Below are 18,881 nucleotides of genomic sequence, written 5' to 3'. Positions count from 1 at the left end.
GCGTCGAGTGCATGAGCAGTGCATTCCTCTACTCCGCGACACGGACGCCGTTCGGCAGGTTCAACGGGGCGCTGGCCGGTATCCGGCCCGACGACCTGGCGGCCGCCGCGATCGGCGGTGTGCTCGCGCGGACACCGTCCCTGGATCCCGGTGCGATCGACGAGGTCGTCTGGGGCAACGCCAACGGCGCCGGGGAGGAGAACCGCAACGTCGGCCGGATGGCGGCGCTGCTGGCCGGGCTGCCGGCCGGGGTGCCGGGCACGACGGTCAACCGGCTGTGCGGTTCGGGCCTGGACGCGGCGATGGCCGGTTCGCGGATGATCGAGACGGGTGACGCGGGGATCGTGCTCGCGGGCGGCGTCGAGTCGATGACGCGGGCGCCGTGGGTGCTGCCCAAGCCGTCGCGGGCCTTCCCGGCGGGTGACACGGCCGCCGTGTCGACGGTGCTGGGCTGGCGGCTGGTGAACCCGCTGATGCCGAAGGAGTGGACGGTCTCGCTGGGCGAGTGCAACGAGCAGCTCCAGGAGCGGTTCGGGATCTCCCGTGAGCGGCAGGACGAGTTCGCGGTGCGCTCCCACCGGCTGGCGCACCGGGCGTGGGAGGACGGCTTCTACGACGCGCTGGTCACCCCGGCCGGCGGTCTGGAGCGCGACGAGGGCATCCGGGCGGACACCAGCACCGGGAAGCTCGCCGCGCTGAAGCCGTCGTTCCGGCCGGAGGGCACCATCACCGCGGGCAACGCCTCGCCGCTCTCCGACGGCGCCTCCGCGGTGCTGCTGGGCGACGAGTCGGCGGCGGAGGTCCTGGGGTGCGATCCGCTCGCCCGGATCGTCGGCCGGGGCGCGATGGCGCTGGACCCGCGGGAGTTCGGCTACGCGCCGGTGGAGGCGGCCGACCGCGCGCTGGCGCGGGCGGGCATCGACTGGGGCCGGGTCGGCGCGGTCGAGCTGAACGAGGCGTTCGCGGTGCAGGCGCTGGCCTGTGTCGACGCGTGGACCGGACGCGGTCTGCGCGATCCCGGGATCGTCAACCAGCGCGGCGGGGCCATCGCGATCGGGCATCCGCTGGGTGCTTCGGGCGGGCGTCTCCTGGGGACGCTGGCCGCCGTCCTGCGCGAGCGCCGTGAGCGGTACGGCGTGGCCGCGATCTGCATCGGTGTCGGCCAGGCGCTGGCCGTCGTCCTGGAGAACACGGAGGTGTCGAAGTGAGCCGTGCCGCGGTTGTGGAGTCCACCGACGAGGCCGTCGCCGGGATCGAGGACGGGTCGACCGTCCTGGTCGGCGGGTTCGGTCTGGCGGGGATGCCGTTCGACCTCATCGACGCCCTGATCCGGCAGGGGGCGAAGGACCTCACGATCGTCTCGAACAACGCCGGCAACGGTGATGTCGGGCTGGCGGCGCTGCTCGCGGCGGGCCGGGTCCGCAAGGTGATGTGCTCGTTCCCCCGGCAGGTCGACTCCCATGTCTTCGACGCGCTGCACCGTGAGGGGCGGATCGAGCTGGAGGTGGTGCCGCAGGGCAACCTCGCCGAGCGGATGCGGGCCGCCGGTGCCGGGATCGGCGCGTTCTACTGCCCGACGGCGGTCGGCACCCCGCTGGCCGAGGGCAAGGAGGTGCGCCGCATCGACGGGCGGGACTACCTGCTGGAGTACCCGATCAGGGGCGACTACGCGCTCATCTCCGCCCACCGTGCGGACCCGATGGGCAACCTCGTCTACCGCAGGACCGCCCGGAACTTCGGCCCGGTGATGGCGACCGCGGCCGCCACGACGATCGTCCAGGTCGGCGAGGTCGTCCCGCTCGGCGGGCTGGACCCGGAGGCGGTCGTCACCCCGTCCGTCCACGTCGACCGGATCGTCCGGGTCGACACCCGCCACTACACCGTCCAGGGGGCACGATGAGCACCGGTACGACCCTTCCGGCCGGCCCGGCGGACCCGTCCGCCGGGAGGCCGCTGACCATGGACGAGGTGGCCGCGGTGATCGCGCGGGACATCCCGGCCGGGTCGTTCGTCAACCTCGGCATCGGCCGGCCGACCACGATCGCCGACCACCTGCCCGAGGAGCTGGGCGTCGTCCTGCACACCGAGAACGGCATGCTCGGCATGGGGCCGAAGGCCGAGGGGGAGCTGGTCGACCCCGATCTCACCAACGCGGGCAAGGTCCCGGTCACCGAGCTGCCGGGGGCGGCGTACTTCCACCACGCGGACTCCTTCGCCATGATGCGCGGCGGTCACCTGGACGTCTGCGTGATGGGCGCCTACCAGGTCTCCACCGGCGGCGACCTGGCCAACTGGCACACCGGCAGGCCCGACGACATCCCCGCCGTGGGCGGTGCGATGGACCTGGCCATCGGGGCCAAGGAGGTCTACGTGATGATGACGCTCTTCACGAAGTCGGGCGCGCCCAAGCTGGTCCCGCGGTGCACCTATCCGCTCACCGGCGTCGGCTGCGTGAGCCGCGTCTACACCGAGCTGGCCACCTTCGACCTGCGGCCCGACGGGGTCCATGTGCGGGAGACCCACGGCACCACCGTCGCGGAGCTGCGCTCCCGCCTCGGCGTCGAACTGCGCTGACCGGCGCGGGAATCATGTGAGGGCCCGGACCACCCTGGTGGTCCGGGCCCTCATGTGTGCCCGCCCGCGGATGCCCGCGCCGGCGGGCGGGCCGGCGGCGGGGCGGGGCCGGTGCGGCCCCGCCCCGGGCCGGTCAGCGCGCGGTGTAGCCGCCGTCGATCGGCAGGTTCACGCCCGTCACCCAGTCCGCCTCGTCGGAGGCCAGGTAGAGGACGCCGTAGGCGACGTCGAGGGGGCGGCCCAGGCGGCGCAGCGACTGGTTGCCCGTCATGTGCTCCTCGTAGGCGGGCAGGCCGCCGGGGAAGTCGGCGGCGATGCCCTCGACCAGCGGGGTCAGGACGGTGCTCGGGTGCACCGAGTTCACGCGGATGTTGTACTTGCCGTAGGTGGCCGCGTCCTGCTTGGTCTGCATCGAGACCGCGCCCTTGGCCACGTGGTAGGCGGTGAACTCGTCGTTGCCGATCATCCCGTAGATGGACGAGTAGTTGACGATGCTGCCGCCGCCCCGGGCGATCATGTGCGGGATGGCGTGCTTGGTGCAGAAGAAGACCCCCTTCACGTCGACCGCGAACAGGGCGTCCCATTCGGCCTCGGTGAGTTCGTGGGTCGGTTTGTCGACGCCGATGATGCCGGCGCAGTTGACGAGGATGTCGAGGCCGCCGAACTCCTGTGCCGCGGCGTCGACGACCTCCTTCACCGAGCTCTCCCGGGCGACGTCGAGGCTCCAGAACTCCGCGGTCCCGCCGGCGGCGCGGATGGCCGCGACGGTCTCGCGGCCCCGGGTCTCGTCCAGGTCGGTGACCGCGACGGCGGCGCCCTCGGCCGCGAAGAGCTCCGCGGTCGCCCGGCCCATGCCCATCGCGGCACCGGTGATCAGAGCGGTCTTGTTCTCCAGGCGTCCCATGACGGTGTCCCCTCTCCTCGTGTCCGGTTCAGGCGCCGGCCGGCTGGTTGGCCAGGAAGGAGCGGTAGCCGTCGGCCTCGGCGTCGCGGCAGAACTGCTGGTACACCTGGCCGCCGCCCATGTAGACCTGGAACTCCTCGGGCTTGCCGGGGATGTTGTCGCCGAGGAACCAGGCCTTGGCCTTCTTGCCCTCGGAGTACATGACCGTGGCCTTCCCGGCGCGCTCCGTCTCCTCCACCCACCAGGCCTCCGACTCGGGGGTGGCCTCCAGGAAGGGGACGTCGTTCTCCCGGGCCCAGGCGATGGCCCGCTGCAGCCACTGGGCGCCGAGCTGGATCGGGACGGGCAGGTTGGAGTAGGGGGTCTGCGGGCCGAGGGACATGAAGAAGTTGGGGAACCCGTGGGCGCCGATGCCGAGGTTGGAGCGCAGTCCGTCGGCGAGCCACTTCTCGCGCAGCGTGCGTCCGCCGCGGCCCACGATGTCGATGCCGGTCAGGGTGCCGGTCATGGCGTCGAAGCCGGTGGCGAAGACCAGCACGTCGACCTCGTACTCGGTGTCGCCGACGACCACGCCGCGCTCGGAGATGCGGCTGATCGGCTGCGAGGCGACGTCGACGAGGTGCACGTTGGGCCGGTTGAACGTCGCGTAGTAGTGGTGGCCGGTGGGGACGCGCTTGCCGTTGAAGGAGTAGCCGGTCGGGGAGAGGAGGTCGGCGACGTCCTGGTCCTCGACGATCTCGTGGATCTTGCGGCGGATGAACTCCGAGGCGAGTTCGCTGGCCTCGTGGCTGGTGGCCAGGTCGTTGAAGCACTCGTTGGCGAAGTGGAACCCGCCCTCGTTCCACTTGCTCTCGAAGATCCGGTCGCGTTCCTGCGCGGAGACCTCGAGCGCACCGCAGGGGGCCGGTTCCATCGCGACGCCGAAGGGGTGGCCGGCCGCCTTCTCGTAGATCTCGTCGTAGTGGTCGCGCAGGTGGGCCATGTCCTGCTCGGTCACCGGGTCGTTGGTGGTCTCGACGACGAAGTTCGGGGTGCGCTGGAAGACGTGGAACTCGCCGGCGTCCTTGGCGATCTCGGGGACCATCTGGATGCCGGAGGCGCCCAGCCCGATGAGGCCGACCCGCTTGCCCTTCAGGTCCACGCCGCCGCGGGGCCACGCCGAGGAGTGGTACTTCTCGCCCCGGAAGGAGTCGATGCCGTCGATGGCGGGCAGGACGGCCTGGGACAGGACGCCCATGCCGGAGACGAGGTAGGTCGCGGTCAGGGCGGTGCCGTCGGCGAGGTGGACGGTCCAGAGGTTGGCGTCCTCGTCGTGGACGGCCTTCTCCACGCGGGTGGACAGGCGGATGTCCCGGCGCAGGTCGAGCCGGTCGGCGACGAACTCGAGGTACCTGCGGACCTCCTCGCCGGCCGGGTAGCGCTCGGTCCAGGTCCACTCGTCGCGGACCTCCTTGGAGAAGGAGAAGGAGTAGTAGCTGTACTCGCTGTCGGTGCGGACGCCGGGGTAGCGGTTGACCCACCAGGTGCCGCCGATGCCGTCCTGGCCGTCGACCACGAGGGTGGACAGGCCGATCTCGCGCAGGTGGTGGAGTATCGCGAGGCCGGAGAAGCCGGCGCCGATGACGATCGCGTCGTGGTCGGGCTTGCTGGTCATGTCTGTGGGTCCTTTCACCGGGTGGTGGCGGAGGGGGCGCCCGGGGCGGGGCGCGGAAGCAGTGGGGGGGCGGGGCCCGGCGGTCGCGGTCAGGACCGGTACCAGGCGGCCATGGCGGCGATCTCCTCGTCGGCGCGGGCGAGGCGACCGGCCTGGAACGGGAAGACGTGCTGCATGCCCCTGCCGACGGAGAACGTCACGTCCGTGCCGGCGCTCCTGGCCAGGGCGACCAGGCGCTCGGAGTCCTCGAAGAGGGACTCGGTGTCGGCCGCGCAGACGTAGAGCGGCGGGAAGCCCTCGTAGGTGGCGTACAGGGGGTTGACGTACGGGTCCCTCGGGTCCGCGCCGCCGGAGAGGTAGCGGTCGATGTTCCCGGCCAGGCCCTCGCGGGTGATCAGGAAGTCGGTGTCGTTGTTGGTCTCGATCGTGGCGCCGGTGTTCTCCATGTTCAGCCAGGGCGACATCGTCAGGACCCGGCCGGGCAGCGGGCGGCCGTCGCGGCGCAGCGTGAGCGTCATGGCGACGGCGAGGTTCCCCCCGGCGCTGTCGCCGACGAAGCAGATGTCCTCGGCCCTGATGCCCTGGTCCAGGAGTGCCTGGTGGACGGCGAGTCCGTCCTCGATCTGGGCCGGGAAGGGGAACTCCGGCGCGAGGCGGAAGTCGACGACGAAGGCGCGGGCCCCGCAGGCCCGGGCCAGGTGCCCGGCGAGCTTGCGGTGGCTCGAGGCGGAGCCGAGCGCGAAGCCCCCGCCGTGCATGACCACCATCATCCGGGAGGGGTCCGCGCCTGCCGGGGTCACGAGGATGCCGGGGACGCCGCCGAGGGAGGTCGTGGCGTAGCCGACCTCCTCGGGTTCGGTGGTGGCCCGCTGCCAGTCCTCGAAGACCCAGCGCATGAGCTGGAGCGACATCTGCGGATGGGCCTCGAACTCCACGCTCCACTCGGCGTAGATCTCGCCGAGGGGGTCTGTGGGGCGGGGAAGGGGCATGTGGGCGCTCCTCGGTGTCAGGGGCGGTGGTCGGTGCTGCCGCGGGGCGGCGAACGCGGCCGTCCCGAGGTGGCGAGCATCTCCGCCGCCGCGCGCCCCGCATGAGCGCTGTCACAAAATGAGGCACCCCTGTCTCACGGTGGCTCGCGTCACACGGCCCCGCTCACGACAGCCTTCGACGAGGCCCCCACCGGGCCCGGTTCCCCTCACCCGGGCGATCGCGCCGCTCCGAGCGCACCGGCGATCCCGCCCCTCGGAGCCGGGCCGCCCCCGGCTCCGCGCCTCCGTGCACCCGGTCGCCCGGTTCCTCCGGGCCCTGCGGGTCACCGAGGTCCTTCACCGTTCTCAGCGAGGAGACATCCCATGTACGTCAAGAAGCGGGCCGTCGCGGCGACCGCCGCCGCGGCCGCCGCGGCCCTGGCGCTCAGCGCCTGCGGCGGGCTGTCGGCCGGCTCCGGGGACTCCGGCGCTGCCGGTGACTCCGGCGGGCCGTGGCCGACCGTGAAGGTGGGCGGTGTCGGTGTGCAGTCCGACATCAAGGACGTCACCGCGTTCTGCGGCACCAAGCCGATCAAGGTCGGCTACGCCGACGGCAACACCAACAACACCTGGCGCAAGGCCACGATCGCGCTGTTCCAGGCCCAGGCGGCCAAGTGCCCGAACATCACCCAGGTCAAGGTGACCGACGCCCAGAACAACACGCAGAAGGCGATCTCGGACATCAACTCGATGGTCGCGCAGGGCGCCAACGTGATCGTCACCTTCGGTGACGCCGGGCAGGCCCTGCTGCCCGCCATCCGCAAGGCGAACGAGGCCGGGGTGGCGGTCGTGCCGATCGTCTCGGGCATCGGCGGCACACCGGGCAAGGACTACGTCGACTTCGTCGCCGAGGACGTCGAGGGGTACGGCACCACGCTCGCCGACTGGGCCGCCAGGACCATGGGCGGCAAGGGGAACCTGGTGATGCTCGGCGGCGTCGCCGGCAGCGCCTACTCCCAGACCGTCTACGACGGTGTGAAGAAGGCCGTCGCCGCGCACCCGGACATCCGTCTGCTCAACCCCGACGGCTATGTCGCCACCGACTGGGACGTCAGCAAGACGCAGCAGGTCGTGGCCGGCCTGATCACGAAGCACGGGAAGATCGACGGCATCGTCTCCGACTTCGGCGGCGGTTCGGTCGGCGGCATCCGCGCGTTCATCGCCGCGGACAAGCCGCTGCCGGTGTGGGCCGCCAACGACTCCAACGAGTTCGCGGGCCTCTGGCACCGCTACCACAAGCGGTACCCGAGCTACCAGATCGCGACCGAGTCCTCCCGCAACTGGGTCGTCCAGGCCGCCCTGAACAAGGGTCTGGCGGCCTACAACGGCATCGACAACGACGAGCCCTCCACGTACAAGCTGGAGATCATCGAGGACTCGACCAACCCGAAGCTGCTGCCCAGGCACGACAAGTCGCTGCCGGCCGACGCGATCCTCTCCTCCGGTCTGACCACCGAGCAGATCAAGGAGCTCTACAAGTGATCCGGGTCCGGCCGGGGCGGCTCCCGGGCCGTCCCGGCCGGACCGGCGCCGCCGCCCCTTCCTTCCCCACCGCTTTCCTTCCTGCCCTCCCCGGCCGTCCTCCCGTACGGGACCGGGCCGCGGGCGGGGGACCGACCGAGGAGCACCCATGAACCGACTCGCCGGCAAGGTCGGCATCGTCACCGGCGCCTCGCGGGGCATCGGCCGCGCGATCGTCGAGGCCATGGCGGCCGAGGGCGCGGCCGTCGTCGCGACCAGCCGCGCCGCCGCCGACGACTCCTTCGGCGCAGGGGTCGACTACGCGTCCCTCGACGTGGCCAGCGAGGACGACTGGCGGCGCGTGGTCGCCGGGACCGTCGGCCGCCACGGGCACGTCGACTTCCTCGTCAACAACGCCGGGATCATCGCCTACGAGGGCCTGCACGAGCTGACCGGCGAGGAGTGGAACCGGGTCGTCGCGGTCAACCAGACCGGCACCTGGCTCGGGATGCGCGAGGTGATCCCGCACATGGTGGCCCGGGGCGGCGGCAGCATCGTCAACGTCTCCTCGATCTGGGGCAGCGCCGCCGTCGCCGGGGCGCACGCCTACCACGCGACCAAGGGCGCGGTGCGCAACATGTCCAAGAACGCCGCCATCAGCTACGCCCGGGAGGGCGTGCGCGTGAACTCGGTGCACCCCGGCTTCGTGCGGACCCCGCTGACGGACGCCCAGGACCCGGAGGTGAACGAGTTCGTCATCTCCCGGACCCCGATGGGCCGTGCCGGGCGCCCCGAGGAGATCGCCGCCGGGGTCGTCTTCCTCGCCTCCGACGAGGCCAGTTTCGTGACCGGTTCCGAACTCGTCGTGGACGGCGGCTACCTCGCCCAGTAACAGGCCCGGCGACGGGCCGGGCACCGGGCCGGCCGCCCGGGCCGGTGCCTCCCCAACTCTTCCAGGAGATCCGACGTGACCAACTCCGGCAGCAACGGACCCGAGACCCGGGTCCGGCCACCGCAACGGGGCGCGGGCCCCGCTCCCGACCCGTCCCGCGGGGCGGCCGGCCCCGTCGCGCCGGTGCTCTCCCTGCGGGACATCGGGAAGTCCTTCCCCGGCGTCCGCGCGCTGGACGCGGTGAGCTTCGACGTCCGTCCCGGCGAGGTGCACGCCCTGGTCGGCGAGAACGGTGCCGGCAAGTCCACGCTGATGGCCGTGGCCTCGGGCGCCCTGGCCGCCGACGACGGCGCGGTCCTCATCGGCGGCGGCCGGCTCACCCACGCGCAGCCCGAGCAGGCCCGGAGCCTGGGCCTGGGCATCGTGCGCCAGCACCCGGCGCTCCTGCCCGACCTGACCGTGGCGGAGAACATGGCGCTCGGTGTCGGCTACCGGCGGGTGGGCGGGCTGCGCCGGGCCGCCGCCTGGACCCGCGAGACCCTCGCGCCGTGGGGGATGGACATCGACCCGCGGGCCCGCGTCGCCGACCTGTCGATGGAGAAGCGGTTCATCGTCGAGATCGCCAAGGCCCTCGCGCTGGACCCGAAGGTCCTGATCCTGGACGAGCCCACCGAGCACCTGAGCGCCGAGGAGGTGCAGCGCCTCTTCGCGAAGGTCCGCGAGACCGTCGCGGCGGGCGCCGGCGTCGTCTACATCTCCCACCGCATCCCCGAGGTCAAGCAGATCGCGGACCGGATCACCGTCCTGCGCGACGGCCGGACCCGCGGGACGTTCGACGCCGGGAGCGTCACCGAGGACCAGATCGTCGAGCGGGTCGTCGGCCGCCGGCTGGAGACGGTGTTCCCCGCCAAGGAGCCCGTGCCCGCGGGCGCGGCCGGGCGGCTCGTGGTGAGCGGGCTGTCCGGTCCCGGTTTCGACGGCGTCTCCCTGACCGTCCGCTCCGGCGAGATCGTCGGCCTGGCCGGTGTCCAGGGCAACGGGCAGACCGAACTCGTCCGCGCCCTGGCCGGGCTCGCCCCCGCCTCGGGCCGGATCACCGTCGACGGAGCGCAGGTCCGCGGCGGGAACGCGGCCGCCGCGGAGGCCGGCGTCGTCTACGTGCCCGCCGACCGGCACGGCGAGGGCGTCTTCCTGCCGCTGGGCGTGGGCGAGAACATCGTGGCGCGCACCCTGCGCAGGGTCTCCCGCTCCGGCCTCGTCAGCGACACGCTGGCCCGGGCCGCCGCCGAGGAGCAGATCCGCGGCCTCGCGATCAAGACCCCGACGCCCGACACCCCCATCGGCTCCCTGTCCGGGGGCAACCAGCAGAAGGCCGTCATGGCCCGCACCCTGCTGGCCGCGCCGAAGGTCCTCGTGGTCGAGGAGCCCACCCAGGGCGTCGACGCCGGAGCCCGGGTCGACCTGTACCGGATCCTGCGCGCCGCGGCCGACGACGGCGCCGCCGTCATCGTGCTCTCCTCCGACAACGTCGAGCTGGAGGGCCTGTGCCACCGGGTGCTGATCATGTCGCGCGGGAACGTCGTGGAGGAGCTGGCCGGTGCGGAGATCACCGAGGCGGCCATCACCCACGCGGCGCTGACCTCGACGACCGTGCGCGACCAGGACCGGGCCCGTCCGGCGGGGCGCGGCCGGCTGCGGGCCCTGCTGGCCGGCGACCAGGCCCCCGCGGCCGTCCTCGCCGCGTTCGTGGTGCTCCTCGGTCTGGGGACCGGGCTCCACAACGGCGACTACCTCGGCCAGTTCAACCTGGGCAACCTCATGCTGATGATCGCGCCGCTGCTGCTGGTCGGTGCCGCGCAGCAGGTCGTCGTCCTGGGCGCCGGGTTCGACCTCTCGGTCGGGCCCCTCATGGGCCTCCTGGTGGTGATCTCGTCGTACTGGATCGTGGACGGCGGGAACCTCGTCCTCGGCCTGGTCCTGATGGCCCTGGGCGCGCTCGCGGTGGGGGTCCTCAACGGTGTGATGGTCACCTGGTTCCGGATCAACCCGGTCGTCGCGACCCTCGCCGTGTACATGGCCCTGCAGGGCGTCTACCTGTCCCTGCGGGACACCCCGGGCGGCACCGTCTTCCCGCCGGTGGTGGACGCGGTGCAGGCCCGCTTCGGGGCGGTGCCGCTGGCGACCGTCCTCGCGGTGCTCCTCGTGCTGCTCCTCGAACTGGCCCTGCGCCGCACCCGGTGGGGCGTCGAGCTGCGGGCCGTCGGGTCCGAACCGGACGCCGCGGAGCGCCTGGGGGTGCGGGTCCGGCTGGTCCGGTTCGGCTCGTACGTGCTCTGCTCGCTCCTGGTGCTGCCCGCGGGTGTCCTCCTCATGGCCCAGATCGGTGTCGGTGACGGCCGCCCCGGTCTCGCCTACACGCTCAACTCGGTGACCGTGGTCGTTCTCGCGGGAACCAGCATCTTCGGGGGCCGCGGCTCCTTCATCGGGGTCATCGCCGCCGCCGTGCTCGCCCAGCAGCTGGTCAGTGTCTCCCCGTTCCTCGACCTCTCCCCCGCCTGGGGCTACTGGCTCCCGGGCCTGGTCACGATCGGCGCCGCCGTGCTGTACGCGCAGCTGCGCCGTACCCGGGGGACGGGAGCGCACGCATGAGCACACGGCCCTCCGGCGCCCCGCGCCGCATTCCCAGTCCCCGGGAGGACGACATGAACGACAACGGCTCCGGCGGGGGCATGGCCTGGCGCCGCCTCCTTTCGGGCGGCTGGGCCGGGATCACGTTCGCCACGCTGCTCCTGTTCGCCCTCAGTCCCGCCATCGCGCCCGGCAGCACCGGCTCGGCACCGCTGCTCAGCATGCTGCCCTTCGCCGCGGTGCTCGCCATCGCGGCGGCCGGGCAGACCCTCGTCGTGCAGCAGCGCGGGCTGGACCTGTCGGTGCCGGGCATGATCGCGCTCGCCGCGGCCGTCTCCACCTGCACGGTCCAGTACCACGGCTGGCCGACATGGCTGGCGATCACCGTGGCCGTGGCCGCGCCCGCCCTCGTGGGCCTGCTCAACGGTGTGCTGGTCGCCGTCACCCGGGTGATGCCGCTGGTCGTGACCCTCGGCATGAACGCGGTCCTGCTCGGCACGGTGCTGAAGATCTCCGGCGGCTCGCCGGCCACGGCGCCCGACGGGCTGAGCCGGTTCTCCGTCGACCGGACCCTCGGCGTCCCGAACACCTTCCTCATCGCGGTCGCCGTCCTCGCCGTCGGCGGTGTCGTCGCCAGGCGGTCGGCGGCCGGACGGCGGCTGACGTACATCGGGGTCAGCGTGCCCGCCGCCTCGGCCCTGGGCATCCGGGTCGTCCGCCACCAGGTCACCGCCTACGGCTTCGCGGGCCTCGCCTACGGTGTCGCCGGGGTCCTGCTGGCGGGCTACACCCGGACCCCCGGCCTGTTCATCGGGGACAGCTATGTGCTGCCGACCGTGGCGGCCGTCGTCCTGGGCGGCACCGCGCTGTCCGGCGGCATCGCGAGCATCGTGGCCAGCGGCATCGGGGCGCTGTTCCTGACGCAGCTCGGCCAGCTGCTCCGCTCGCTGGGCTGGAACGACGCCCAGCAGCTCATCGCGCAGGCGGCGGTCCTCGCCGCGGTGGTCCTGCTGCGCCAGGCCGCCCCCGTCCTGCGCCGGGCGGCCCGGCGCAGGAGGGCGCTGCCCGCGGCCGGCTGAGGACGGCCCGCGGACACGCGGCGGTGCGGTCCGGGAAGAGGGTTCCCGGACCGCACCGGACGGCGCCCGCCGCACCCCGCCGCGGCCGGTGTCCGTGCCGCCGTGCCGGTGCCGCGTGCCGCGGTGCGGGCGCGGGGCCGGGAGGAGCGCTGCGGGAGGGGGCTGCGGGAGGGGGCCGGAACCGCCGTCAGGTGCCGGTGAGCTTGTAGGACTTCATTTTGCGGTAGATCGTCGCCCGGGACAGGCCCAGCATCTCGGCGGCGCGGGAGCGGTTCCCGTCGGTCTCCCGCAGCGCCCGGGAGATCGCCTCCAGTTCGGCCCGCTCGATCATGGTCAGCGCGCGGGCGCCCTGGATGCGTTCCGGCAGGTCGCCGGGGAGGACGTAGCCGCGTTTCCCGGCGAGGGCCAGCCCCTCGACGACGTTGTGGAGTTCCTTGAGGTTGCGGGGCCACTCGTAGCCGGTGAGCAGGTCGAGGGTCTCCGAGCGGGGTTCCAGGCCGACCCCCGGCATGGCGCGGTCCGTGAAGTAGCGCCACAGCGCGGGCAGGTCGGCGGTGCGCTCCCGCAGCGGAGGGACCCACACGTGCGACGCCCCGAGGCCCACCGCCGTCTCCTCGGCCTCGGCGGCCGTGCGCAGCGTGGCGGTCAGGATCACGGGGCCCTTGGGGACGCTCATCTCCAGCAGCCCGGCCAGGGCGATGCGCGCCGCCGGGTCGAGGGCGTCGATGCCCTTGACGATCACGGGCGCGCCGCTCTGCAGCCGCTCCGCGATGCCGCGCAGCCAGCGCTTGCCGCCCACCAGGGTCCGTTCGACCGTGTCGATGACGATGTGGGCGCCCGGTCCGTCCTCGCCCGGACGGAACGGGAGTCCCAGGGCGAGGGAGGTCTTCCCGACGCCCGACTCGCCGGCGATGACCACCGGGCGGGACGCCTCGCGCCGCCGGGCGACGGCGTGCAGGGCCGCCATCCAGTCCTGGGAGCGTCCGATGAGCTGGGGCCGGGCGCGTCCCGGCGCGGTGACCGCCGGGGTCCTGCCGCGCTGGAGGGAGACGATCGCCCCGGCGCCGCCCTCCACGGGCGCCAGCCGGACCTCGGTGGGGCCGCTCGAGAGTTCGACGACGAACCGGCCGTCGGACCCCCGCTGGGCCAGGTCCCCGAGCGCGGCGACATCGGCGCTGGACAGCCGGGAGGCGCCCTGGCTCTGCATGATCAGCCCCTGCGGGCCGAACCCGACCACCGCGCCGGCCCGTGCCTTCGAGGCGTCCAGGAACGCCTGGAAGACGGCCCGCGCCTTGGGCGAGGCCACGTCGAGGAGGTGCTGTTCGAGCTGGTCGGCGACCGCTCTGACCATGGGCCGCAGCAGTGAGCGGCCGTCGATGAGCCCGCTGGAGAGGGTCACCACCGCGACGATCTTCTGGGTCGCGGGGTGCCGGATCGGCGTCCCGGTGCAGACGGAGTCGCTGTACATGTCCGCGTAGTGCTCGGCACCGGTGATCTGGACGCTCTGCCCGGTCGCCAGGACCGTGCCGACGCCGTTGGTGCCCACCAGCGACTCGTCCAGGACGGCGCCGCGGCCGGTGCCGACCCGGTCGAAGTGGCGGGAGGAGTCGCGGTCAGCGGCCCACCGGCCCAGGATGCGGCCCTGGGCGTCGGCCAGGAGCAGCCCCACGCCCGTTCCGGACAGGTCGCTGGAGAAGCGGGACATCGGCGCCTGGAACAGGTCCAGGAGATGCTGGTCGAGTTCGTCCTCCGCCACGTGCGGAACCTCGCGGACGTTGGCCGGCACGCCGAGCGCCTCCCGGGAGCGCTGCCAGGACCGCAGCAGCTCGGGTGCGACGCCGATGCGTTCGGTGCCCCCTGTCAGCCACTCGTCCTTGAGCGTGTGGATTGGCGCCATCGACATGCTCTTCTCCTTCCTGGAGCAGAGTCGGAGCATTGTGCGACATGGCGCGTATAGTGCCACATCACATCATCCGGTAATAGGAGAAGACGGTGGGCCCCGGACCGTGCGGGCCGCCGTCCCCTCAGGCCGTGCGGCGGCGGTGCTCCTCGGCGGCCAGGGCCGCCGCGCCCCGGACGTGGTCCTCGCACGCGGCGCGCGCCTCGGCGGGGTCGCGGTCGACGGCGGCGGCCCGGGTGATGCGGCCGAAGTGCTCGAAGGAGATCCGTGCCCGCCGGGCGTCGGTGAAGGCGTAGCGGCGGAAGATCTGGACCCGGGCGTGGATGCGGGCGACCTCCTCGGTGAGGACGGGGTTCCCGGCGCCTTCGAGCAGAAGGCCGTAGAACCGCTCGTTGGCCTCCTCGCGCGTGCGGACGGTGCCCCGGAGGTAGCTGACGTCCATTCCGGCCAGGAGTTCCCGCAGGGCGGTCCTGGCCCGCTCCGGCGCGTGGACCGCGAAGAGCTCCCCCACCAGGCCCTCCAGGGCGCGCCGGACCTCGTAGATCTTCTCGATGTCCTGCGGGGTCAGGACGGTGACGACCGGGCCGTGGTGGGCGACGACGGTCACCAGCCGTTCGGTCTCCAGCTGGCGCAGCGCTTCCCGGACGACGGTGCGGGAGACGCCGTAGGCCTCGCACAGGGCGCTCTCCCGCAGGGCGTCGCCCGGCTGGTGGGCACCGCTGAGGATGTCCTCCCGCAGGAGGCGCGTGATCTGCTGCCGCAGGGGTGCCGCGTGCCGGGTCAGTCTCGGGGTGCTCATGACGGGTTCCTCAAACTCCAGCCGCTGCCCGGCGTCCCCGGGGCGGTCCCGGTCCGTGGGGCAGCTGTCTCAAATCGATGCACCGGGCCTGATCCGGCCCTCGGACCCCTAGCGTATTACGGGATGACGGTCATACGTCATGGGCGTGCACGCGCCGTGCGGCACCGGGGGCAGTCCCGCCGGGCCGGCCGGCCCGCCGCCGTATTGCTGCCGCCGAAACGAGGAGGGCCCCTTCCATGACGACTCCGACCGCGCCGGTCACCGCGCAGGTCCGCGGACGGGAGATTCCCGTCGGCCTGTACGTCGACGGCGCGTGGACACCTGCCGCCGGGACGTTCCCGGTCGTCAACCCGGCCGACGGCCGGACCGTCGCCGAGGTCGCCGACGGCACCGTCGGGCAGGCGCTCGGCGCCCTCGACGCGGCCGTCGCCGCCCAGGACGGCTGGCGCCACGTGCTCCCCCGCGAGCGCGCCGACCTGTTCCACCGCGCGCACCGGCTGCTCCTGGAGCGGGCCGACGAGATCGTCGAGACGATGACGCTGGAGAGCGGCAAGCCGCTGGGCGAGGCCCGGGGCGAGTTCCAGCTCTCGGCCGACTTCTTCCTCTGGTACGCCGAGCAGATCGCGCACCTGCACGGCACCTACGCGCACGGCTCCCGGGGCGACTACCGCATCGTGACCACCCATCAGCCGGTGGGTCCGTGCCTGCTCATCACCCCGTGGAACTTCCCGCTGCTGATGATCGCCCGCAAGGCCGGGGCGGCGCTGGCGGCGGGCTGCGCGGTGGTGGTGAAGTCCGCGAAGGAGACGCCGCTGACCTGTGCGCTGTTCGTGCGGGCCCTGCACGACGCCGGTTTCCCGGCAGGTGTGGTCAACCTCGTCCACACCACGTCCTCGGCGAAGGTGTCGGCGGCGCTCATGGCGGACAGCCGGCTGCGCAAGGTGAGCTTCACCGGTTCGACCGGTGTGGGCAGCACCCTGCTGGGCCAGGCGGCCGCGAACATCACCAACGCCTCGATGGAGCTGGGCGGCGACGGCCCGTTCCTGGTGCTGGACGACGCCGACCTCGAACTGGCGGCGGAGCAGGCGGTGCTGTGCAAGTTCCGCAACGCCGGTCAGGCGTGCGTGGCGGCCAACCGGATCATCGTCGACAGCAGGGTCGCGGAGGAGTTCACGGCCCGGTTCGTGGCACTGACCGAGAAGCTGAGGGTCGGCGACGGGTTCGACCCGGACACGGAGATCGGCCCGATCATCTCGGCCCGCCAGCGCGACACCGTCAGGGAGCTGGTGGACGGCTTCCGGGAGACCGGCGCGACGCTGCTGACCGGCGGCCGGGAGGTGCCGGGCGACGGGTTCTTCTTCGAACCGACCGTCTTCTCGATGGCGGGGGCGGCGGCGGGCGACATCTGCCGCCGGGAGCTGTTCGCGCCGATCGCCGCGATCTACCCGGTGGACTCGGTCGCCGAGGCGGTCGCGGCGGCCAACGACACCGGCTACGGGCTGGCCGCCTACGTGTTCACCCGTGACGTGGACCGCGCCATCGCCGTGAGCGAGCGCCTCGACTTCGGCATGGTCGGCGTCAACCGCGGGGTGATGGCCGACCCGGCGGCGCCGTTCGGCGGCATCAAGGCCTCCGGCCTGGGCCGCGAGGGCGGGCACGAGGCGATCCACGAGTTCCTCGAACCCAAGTACCTGGCGATCACCGTGAACGGGACGGGGGCCGGACTGTGAGCGCGGACGTCTTCCCCACCGGTGTGCTGCGCCAGCCCGGGACCGTGCTCTTCGGTCCCGGTGAGCGGCGCCACCTGCCCCGTCTGCTCGCCGGGATCGCGCGGCACGTCCTGGTCGTCACCGACGCCCGCATGGCGGGATCGGCCGTGTTCACGGACCTGGTGGCCGCCGTCGAGGCGGAGGGGCTCACGGTCTCGGTGTTCTCCGGGACCGAGCCGGACCTGCCCCGCGAGAACGCGCTCGCCGTCGTCCGGGAGTACGGCGGCGCCGGTGTGGAGGCGCTGCTCGCGGTCGGCGGCGGGTCCTGCCTCGATCTGGCGAAGGTGGCCTCCGCCGTCCTCGCGCACGGCGGCGACGTGCGGGACTACTACGGCGAGTTCCTCGTCCCTGGACCCGGGCTCCCGGTCGTCACCGTCCCCACCACCGCCGGCACCGGCGCCGAGGTGACCTGCGTCTCCGTCGTCTTCGACCGGGAGCGGGGCATGAAGGTCGGCGTGGCCAGCCCGCACCTGGAGCCGTACGCCGCGGTCATCGACCCCGAGCTGACCCTCACCTGCCCGCCGGCGCTCACCGCGGCCACCGCGGCCGACGCGCTGACCCATCTGGTCGAGACGTTCACCGACCGGGTCAAGGACGTGACGCCGGAGTTCCTGGACCGTCACCTCTACGTCGGGAAGAACCCGCTGACCGACATCTTCTGCCGCAGCGGGCTGACCCTGCTCAACACCTCCCTGGAGGCCGTGGTCGCCGACCCGTCCGACATCGGGGCACGCTCGGCGACCATGCTGGCCGCCTACAACGCCGGGATGGCCATCAACACCGCCGGCACCGCCGCGGCGCACGCGATCCAGTCCCCGATCGGCGCGCTGACCGGCACCTCGCACGGGTTCGGGGTGGGAGCCCTCCTGCCGTACGTGATGCGCTTCAACCTCCCGGCCCGGGTCGCGGAGTTCGCCGAGATCGGGCGGCTGCTCGGGGCCGCCGCTCCCGGGGCGGCGCCCATGGAGCAGGCGCGGGCCGGGATCTCCCGGGTGGAGGAGCTGCTGGAGACCGTCGGCTGCCCGACCGATCTGCGGACGCTGGGCCTGGACCCGGGGGACTTCTCCCGCGTGGCCGACCAGGCGATGCTGGCGACCCGTCTGACGGCGAACAACCCGCGCGACCTCACCCACGCGTCGGTGGTCGAGATCCTGCGGCGCGGCTACGACAACGACCGCGGCTGGTGGTCGGTGTGACGGGCACCCCCTCCGCTCCCCCGCCGGACGCTCCGGCTCCGGTCGCGGTCGCCGGGGCCGGCTCCATCGGGGTCGCCTTCGCGATCGTCTTCGCCCGGGCCGGGCACACCGTGCGGGTGTGGGACCCCTTTCCCGCGTCCCTGGAGCGCGCCCGGGGCGAACTCGCCGACCGCCTGGAGCGGCTGGCGGCCCACGGGCTCGCCGGGGACCCGGCCGCCACGGGGGCCCGCGTCGCGTTCACCGACGACCTGGCGGAGGCGGTCGCGGAAGCGGCGCTGGTCCAGGAGTGCGCCCCGGAGCGGGCGGACGTCAAGCGGGACCTGATCCTGCGCGCCGCGCGGAGCGCGCCGCAGCGGGCGGTGTTCGCCAGTTCGAGCTCCGCGATCCGCCCCGGCCTCCTCGCCGAGGGCCTGCCCGGCACCGTGCGGGAACGGGTCCTGGTCGGCCACCCCGGCAATCCGCCCTACCTCATCCCGGTGATCGAGGTGGTCCCCTCCCCCGCCACCGCCGGGTGGGCGGCCGAGCGGGCCCGTGCCCTCTACGCCGGGGCGGGGCTGCGCCCGGTCACCGTCCGCCACGAACCGGAGGGGTTCGTGTTCAACCGGCTCCAGGGGGCGGTGCTGCGCGAGGCCTACTGCCTGCTGCGGGACGGGGTGGCGACCGCCGACGAGATCGACGAGGTCGTCCGCAGCGGTCTCGGCCGCCGGTGGAGCCTGATCGGCCCGTTCGAGACCGCCGACCTCAACAGCCGCGGCGGGCTGGCCGCGCACGCGCGGACCATGGGGCCCGCCTACGCCCGGATGGGCGCCGAGCGCGGGCAGGACGATCCGTGGACGGAGGACCTCGTGTCGGACGCGGTGGCCCAGCGCCGCGCCCTGCTCCCGCTGGAGCGGTGGGAGGAGCGGGTCCGCTGGCGCGACGAGCGGCTGATGCGGCTGACCCCGCTGTGGGAGGAGGGCCGCGACGGCGCCTCCTGAGCGCCCGCACCGGGGGGCCG

At 73.2% G+C, this 18,881-nt stretch carries 15 protein-coding genes; 10 read left to right on the top strand and 5 right to left on the bottom strand.

The window, feature by feature from the left end; all coding sequences use genetic code 11:
* Positions 1-11: 11 nt before the first annotated feature.
* The 3 genes from GTY84_RS12050 to GTY84_RS12040 are packed head-to-tail and all read left to right on the top strand — an operon-like array spanning position 12 to position 2,574.
* Positions 12-1,208 (top strand): thiolase family protein, encoded by a 1,197-nt coding sequence (locus GTY84_RS12050; RefSeq protein ID WP_161226182.1) that lies wholly within the window; start codon positions 12-14, stop codon positions 1,206-1,208.
* The gene (locus GTY84_RS12045) at positions 1,205-1,900 is read left to right on the top strand and encodes a 3-oxoacid CoA-transferase subunit A (RefSeq protein ID WP_161226181.1); all 696 of its coding nucleotides are present in this window, start codon (positions 1,205-1,207) and stop codon (positions 1,898-1,900) included. Before GTY84_RS12050 ends, GTY84_RS12045 begins: the two co-directional genes overlap by 4 nt.
* Positions 1,897-2,574, top strand: coding sequence for a 3-oxoacid CoA-transferase subunit B (locus tag GTY84_RS12040; protein ID WP_161226180.1), 678 nt, complete (start codon positions 1,897-1,899; stop codon positions 2,572-2,574). The genes GTY84_RS12045 and GTY84_RS12040 overlap by 4 nt, the downstream gene beginning before the upstream one ends.
* 133 nt (positions 2,575-2,707) lie before the next feature.
* Here the strand turns inward: GTY84_RS12040 and GTY84_RS12035 are convergent, their stop codons facing one another.
* The 3 genes from GTY84_RS12035 to GTY84_RS12025 form a co-directional block, all read right to left on the bottom strand.
* Positions 2,708-3,478 (bottom strand): SDR family oxidoreductase, encoded by a 771-nt coding sequence (locus GTY84_RS12035; protein WP_161226179.1) that lies wholly within the window; start codon positions 3,476-3,478, stop codon positions 2,708-2,710.
* Positions 3,479-3,506: 28 nt separating this feature from the next.
* Positions 3,507-5,132: an NAD(P)/FAD-dependent oxidoreductase gene (locus GTY84_RS12030; RefSeq protein ID WP_161226178.1), complete on the bottom strand. Its 1,626-nt coding sequence runs from the start codon at positions 5,130-5,132 to the stop codon at positions 3,507-3,509.
* 89 nt (positions 5,133-5,221) lie between these two features.
* Positions 5,222-6,121, bottom strand: a complete 900-nt coding sequence (locus GTY84_RS12025) for an alpha/beta hydrolase (protein ID WP_161226177.1) — start codon at positions 6,119-6,121, stop codon at positions 5,222-5,224.
* A 363-nt stretch (positions 6,122-6,484) separates the two neighbouring features.
* Here GTY84_RS12025 and GTY84_RS12020 point away from each other — a divergent pair, with 363 nt between their 5' ends.
* The 4 genes from GTY84_RS12020 (at position 6,485) to GTY84_RS12005 (ending at position 12,220) form a co-directional block, all read left to right on the top strand.
* Positions 6,485-7,642, top strand: a complete 1,158-nt coding sequence (locus GTY84_RS12020) for a substrate-binding domain-containing protein (protein ID WP_161226176.1) — start codon at positions 6,485-6,487, stop codon at positions 7,640-7,642.
* Positions 7,643-7,790: 148 nt separating this feature from the next.
* The gene (locus tag GTY84_RS12015; protein WP_161226175.1) at positions 7,791-8,513 is read left to right on the top strand and encodes a glucose 1-dehydrogenase; all 723 of its coding nucleotides are present in this window, start codon (positions 7,791-7,793) and stop codon (positions 8,511-8,513) included.
* 75 nt (positions 8,514-8,588) lie between these two features.
* Positions 8,589-11,162 (top strand): ATP-binding cassette domain-containing protein, encoded by a 2,574-nt coding sequence (locus GTY84_RS12010; RefSeq protein ID WP_202550900.1) that lies wholly within the window; start codon positions 8,589-8,591, stop codon positions 11,160-11,162.
* Entirely contained in the window at positions 11,159-12,220 is a 1,062-nt protein-coding gene (locus GTY84_RS12005; protein WP_161226174.1) for an ABC transporter permease, read from the top strand. The genes GTY84_RS12010 and GTY84_RS12005 overlap by 4 nt, the downstream gene beginning before the upstream one ends.
* A gap of 187 nt (positions 12,221-12,407) precedes the next feature.
* Here GTY84_RS12005 and GTY84_RS12000 read toward each other — a convergent pair whose 3' ends face one another.
* Positions 12,408-14,123: a helix-turn-helix domain-containing protein gene (locus tag GTY84_RS12000; RefSeq protein WP_161226173.1), complete on the bottom strand. Its 1,716-nt coding sequence runs from the start codon at positions 14,121-14,123 to the stop codon at positions 12,408-12,410.
* Between the two features lie 121 nt (positions 14,124-14,244).
* Positions 14,245-14,919 (bottom strand): GntR family transcriptional regulator, encoded by a 675-nt coding sequence (locus GTY84_RS11995; RefSeq protein ID WP_161226172.1) that lies wholly within the window; start codon positions 14,917-14,919, stop codon positions 14,245-14,247.
* A gap of 236 nt (positions 14,920-15,155) precedes the next feature.
* Between GTY84_RS11995 and GTY84_RS11990 the strand changes: the two genes are divergently transcribed.
* The 3 genes from GTY84_RS11990 to GTY84_RS11980 are packed head-to-tail and all read left to right on the top strand — an operon-like array spanning position 15,156 to position 18,861.
* Positions 15,156-16,649 (top strand): NAD-dependent succinate-semialdehyde dehydrogenase, encoded by a 1,494-nt coding sequence (locus GTY84_RS11990; protein WP_161226171.1) that lies wholly within the window; start codon positions 15,156-15,158, stop codon positions 16,647-16,649.
* A complete protein-coding gene (locus GTY84_RS11985; protein ID WP_161226170.1) occupies positions 16,646-17,884 on the top strand; it encodes an iron-containing alcohol dehydrogenase in 1,239 nt (412 codons plus the stop codon). The genes GTY84_RS11990 and GTY84_RS11985 overlap by 4 nt, the downstream gene beginning before the upstream one ends.
* Positions 17,881-18,861, top strand: coding sequence for a 3-hydroxyacyl-CoA dehydrogenase (locus GTY84_RS11980; RefSeq protein ID WP_161226169.1), 981 nt, complete (start codon positions 17,881-17,883; stop codon positions 18,859-18,861). Before GTY84_RS11985 ends, GTY84_RS11980 begins: the two co-directional genes overlap by 4 nt.
* Positions 18,862-18,881: the final 20 nt, after the last annotated feature.

Origin of the sequence: Streptomyces sp. SID8352 (genome assembly GCF_009862265.1) — a bacterium.
Classification (GTDB): domain Bacteria; phylum Actinomycetota; class Actinomycetes; order Streptomycetales; family Streptomycetaceae; genus Streptomyces.
Note: the sequence above shows the minus strand (reverse complement) of the source record. Positions and strands in the feature narration are given on the sequence as shown.

Bases quoted from the DNA above. Each gene is read 5' to 3' on its own strand.
- GTY84_RS11990 (WP_161226171.1), top strand. From the start codon at position 15,156: ATGACGACTCCGACCGCGCCGGTCACCGCGCAGGTCCGCGGACGGGAG.
- GTY84_RS12005 (WP_161226174.1), top strand. From the start codon at position 11,159: ATGAGCACACGGCCCTCCGGCGCCCCGCGCCGCATTCCCAGTCCCCGG.
- GTY84_RS12020 (WP_161226176.1), top strand. From the start codon at position 6,485: ATGTACGTCAAGAAGCGGGCCGTCGCGGCGACCGCCGCCGCGGCCGCC.
- GTY84_RS12025 (WP_161226177.1), bottom strand. From the start codon at position 6,121: ATGCCCCTTCCCCGCCCCACAGACCCCCTCGGCGAGATCTACGCCGAG.
- GTY84_RS12000 (WP_161226173.1), bottom strand. From the start codon at position 14,123: ATGTCGATGGCGCCAATCCACACGCTCAAGGACGAGTGGCTGACAGGG.
- GTY84_RS12035 (WP_161226179.1), bottom strand. From the start codon at position 3,478: ATGGGACGCCTGGAGAACAAGACCGCTCTGATCACCGGTGCCGCGATG.
- GTY84_RS12030 (WP_161226178.1), bottom strand. From the start codon at position 5,132: ATGACCAGCAAGCCCGACCACGACGCGATCGTCATCGGCGCCGGCTTC.
- GTY84_RS12040 (WP_161226180.1), top strand. From the start codon at position 1,897: ATGAGCACCGGTACGACCCTTCCGGCCGGCCCGGCGGACCCGTCCGCC.
- GTY84_RS12015 (WP_161226175.1), top strand. From the start codon at position 7,791: ATGAACCGACTCGCCGGCAAGGTCGGCATCGTCACCGGCGCCTCGCGG.
- GTY84_RS12050 (WP_161226182.1), top strand. From the start codon at position 12: ATGAGCAGTGCATTCCTCTACTCCGCGACACGGACGCCGTTCGGCAGG.
- GTY84_RS11995 (WP_161226172.1), bottom strand. From the start codon at position 14,919: ATGAGCACCCCGAGACTGACCCGGCACGCGGCACCCCTGCGGCAGCAG.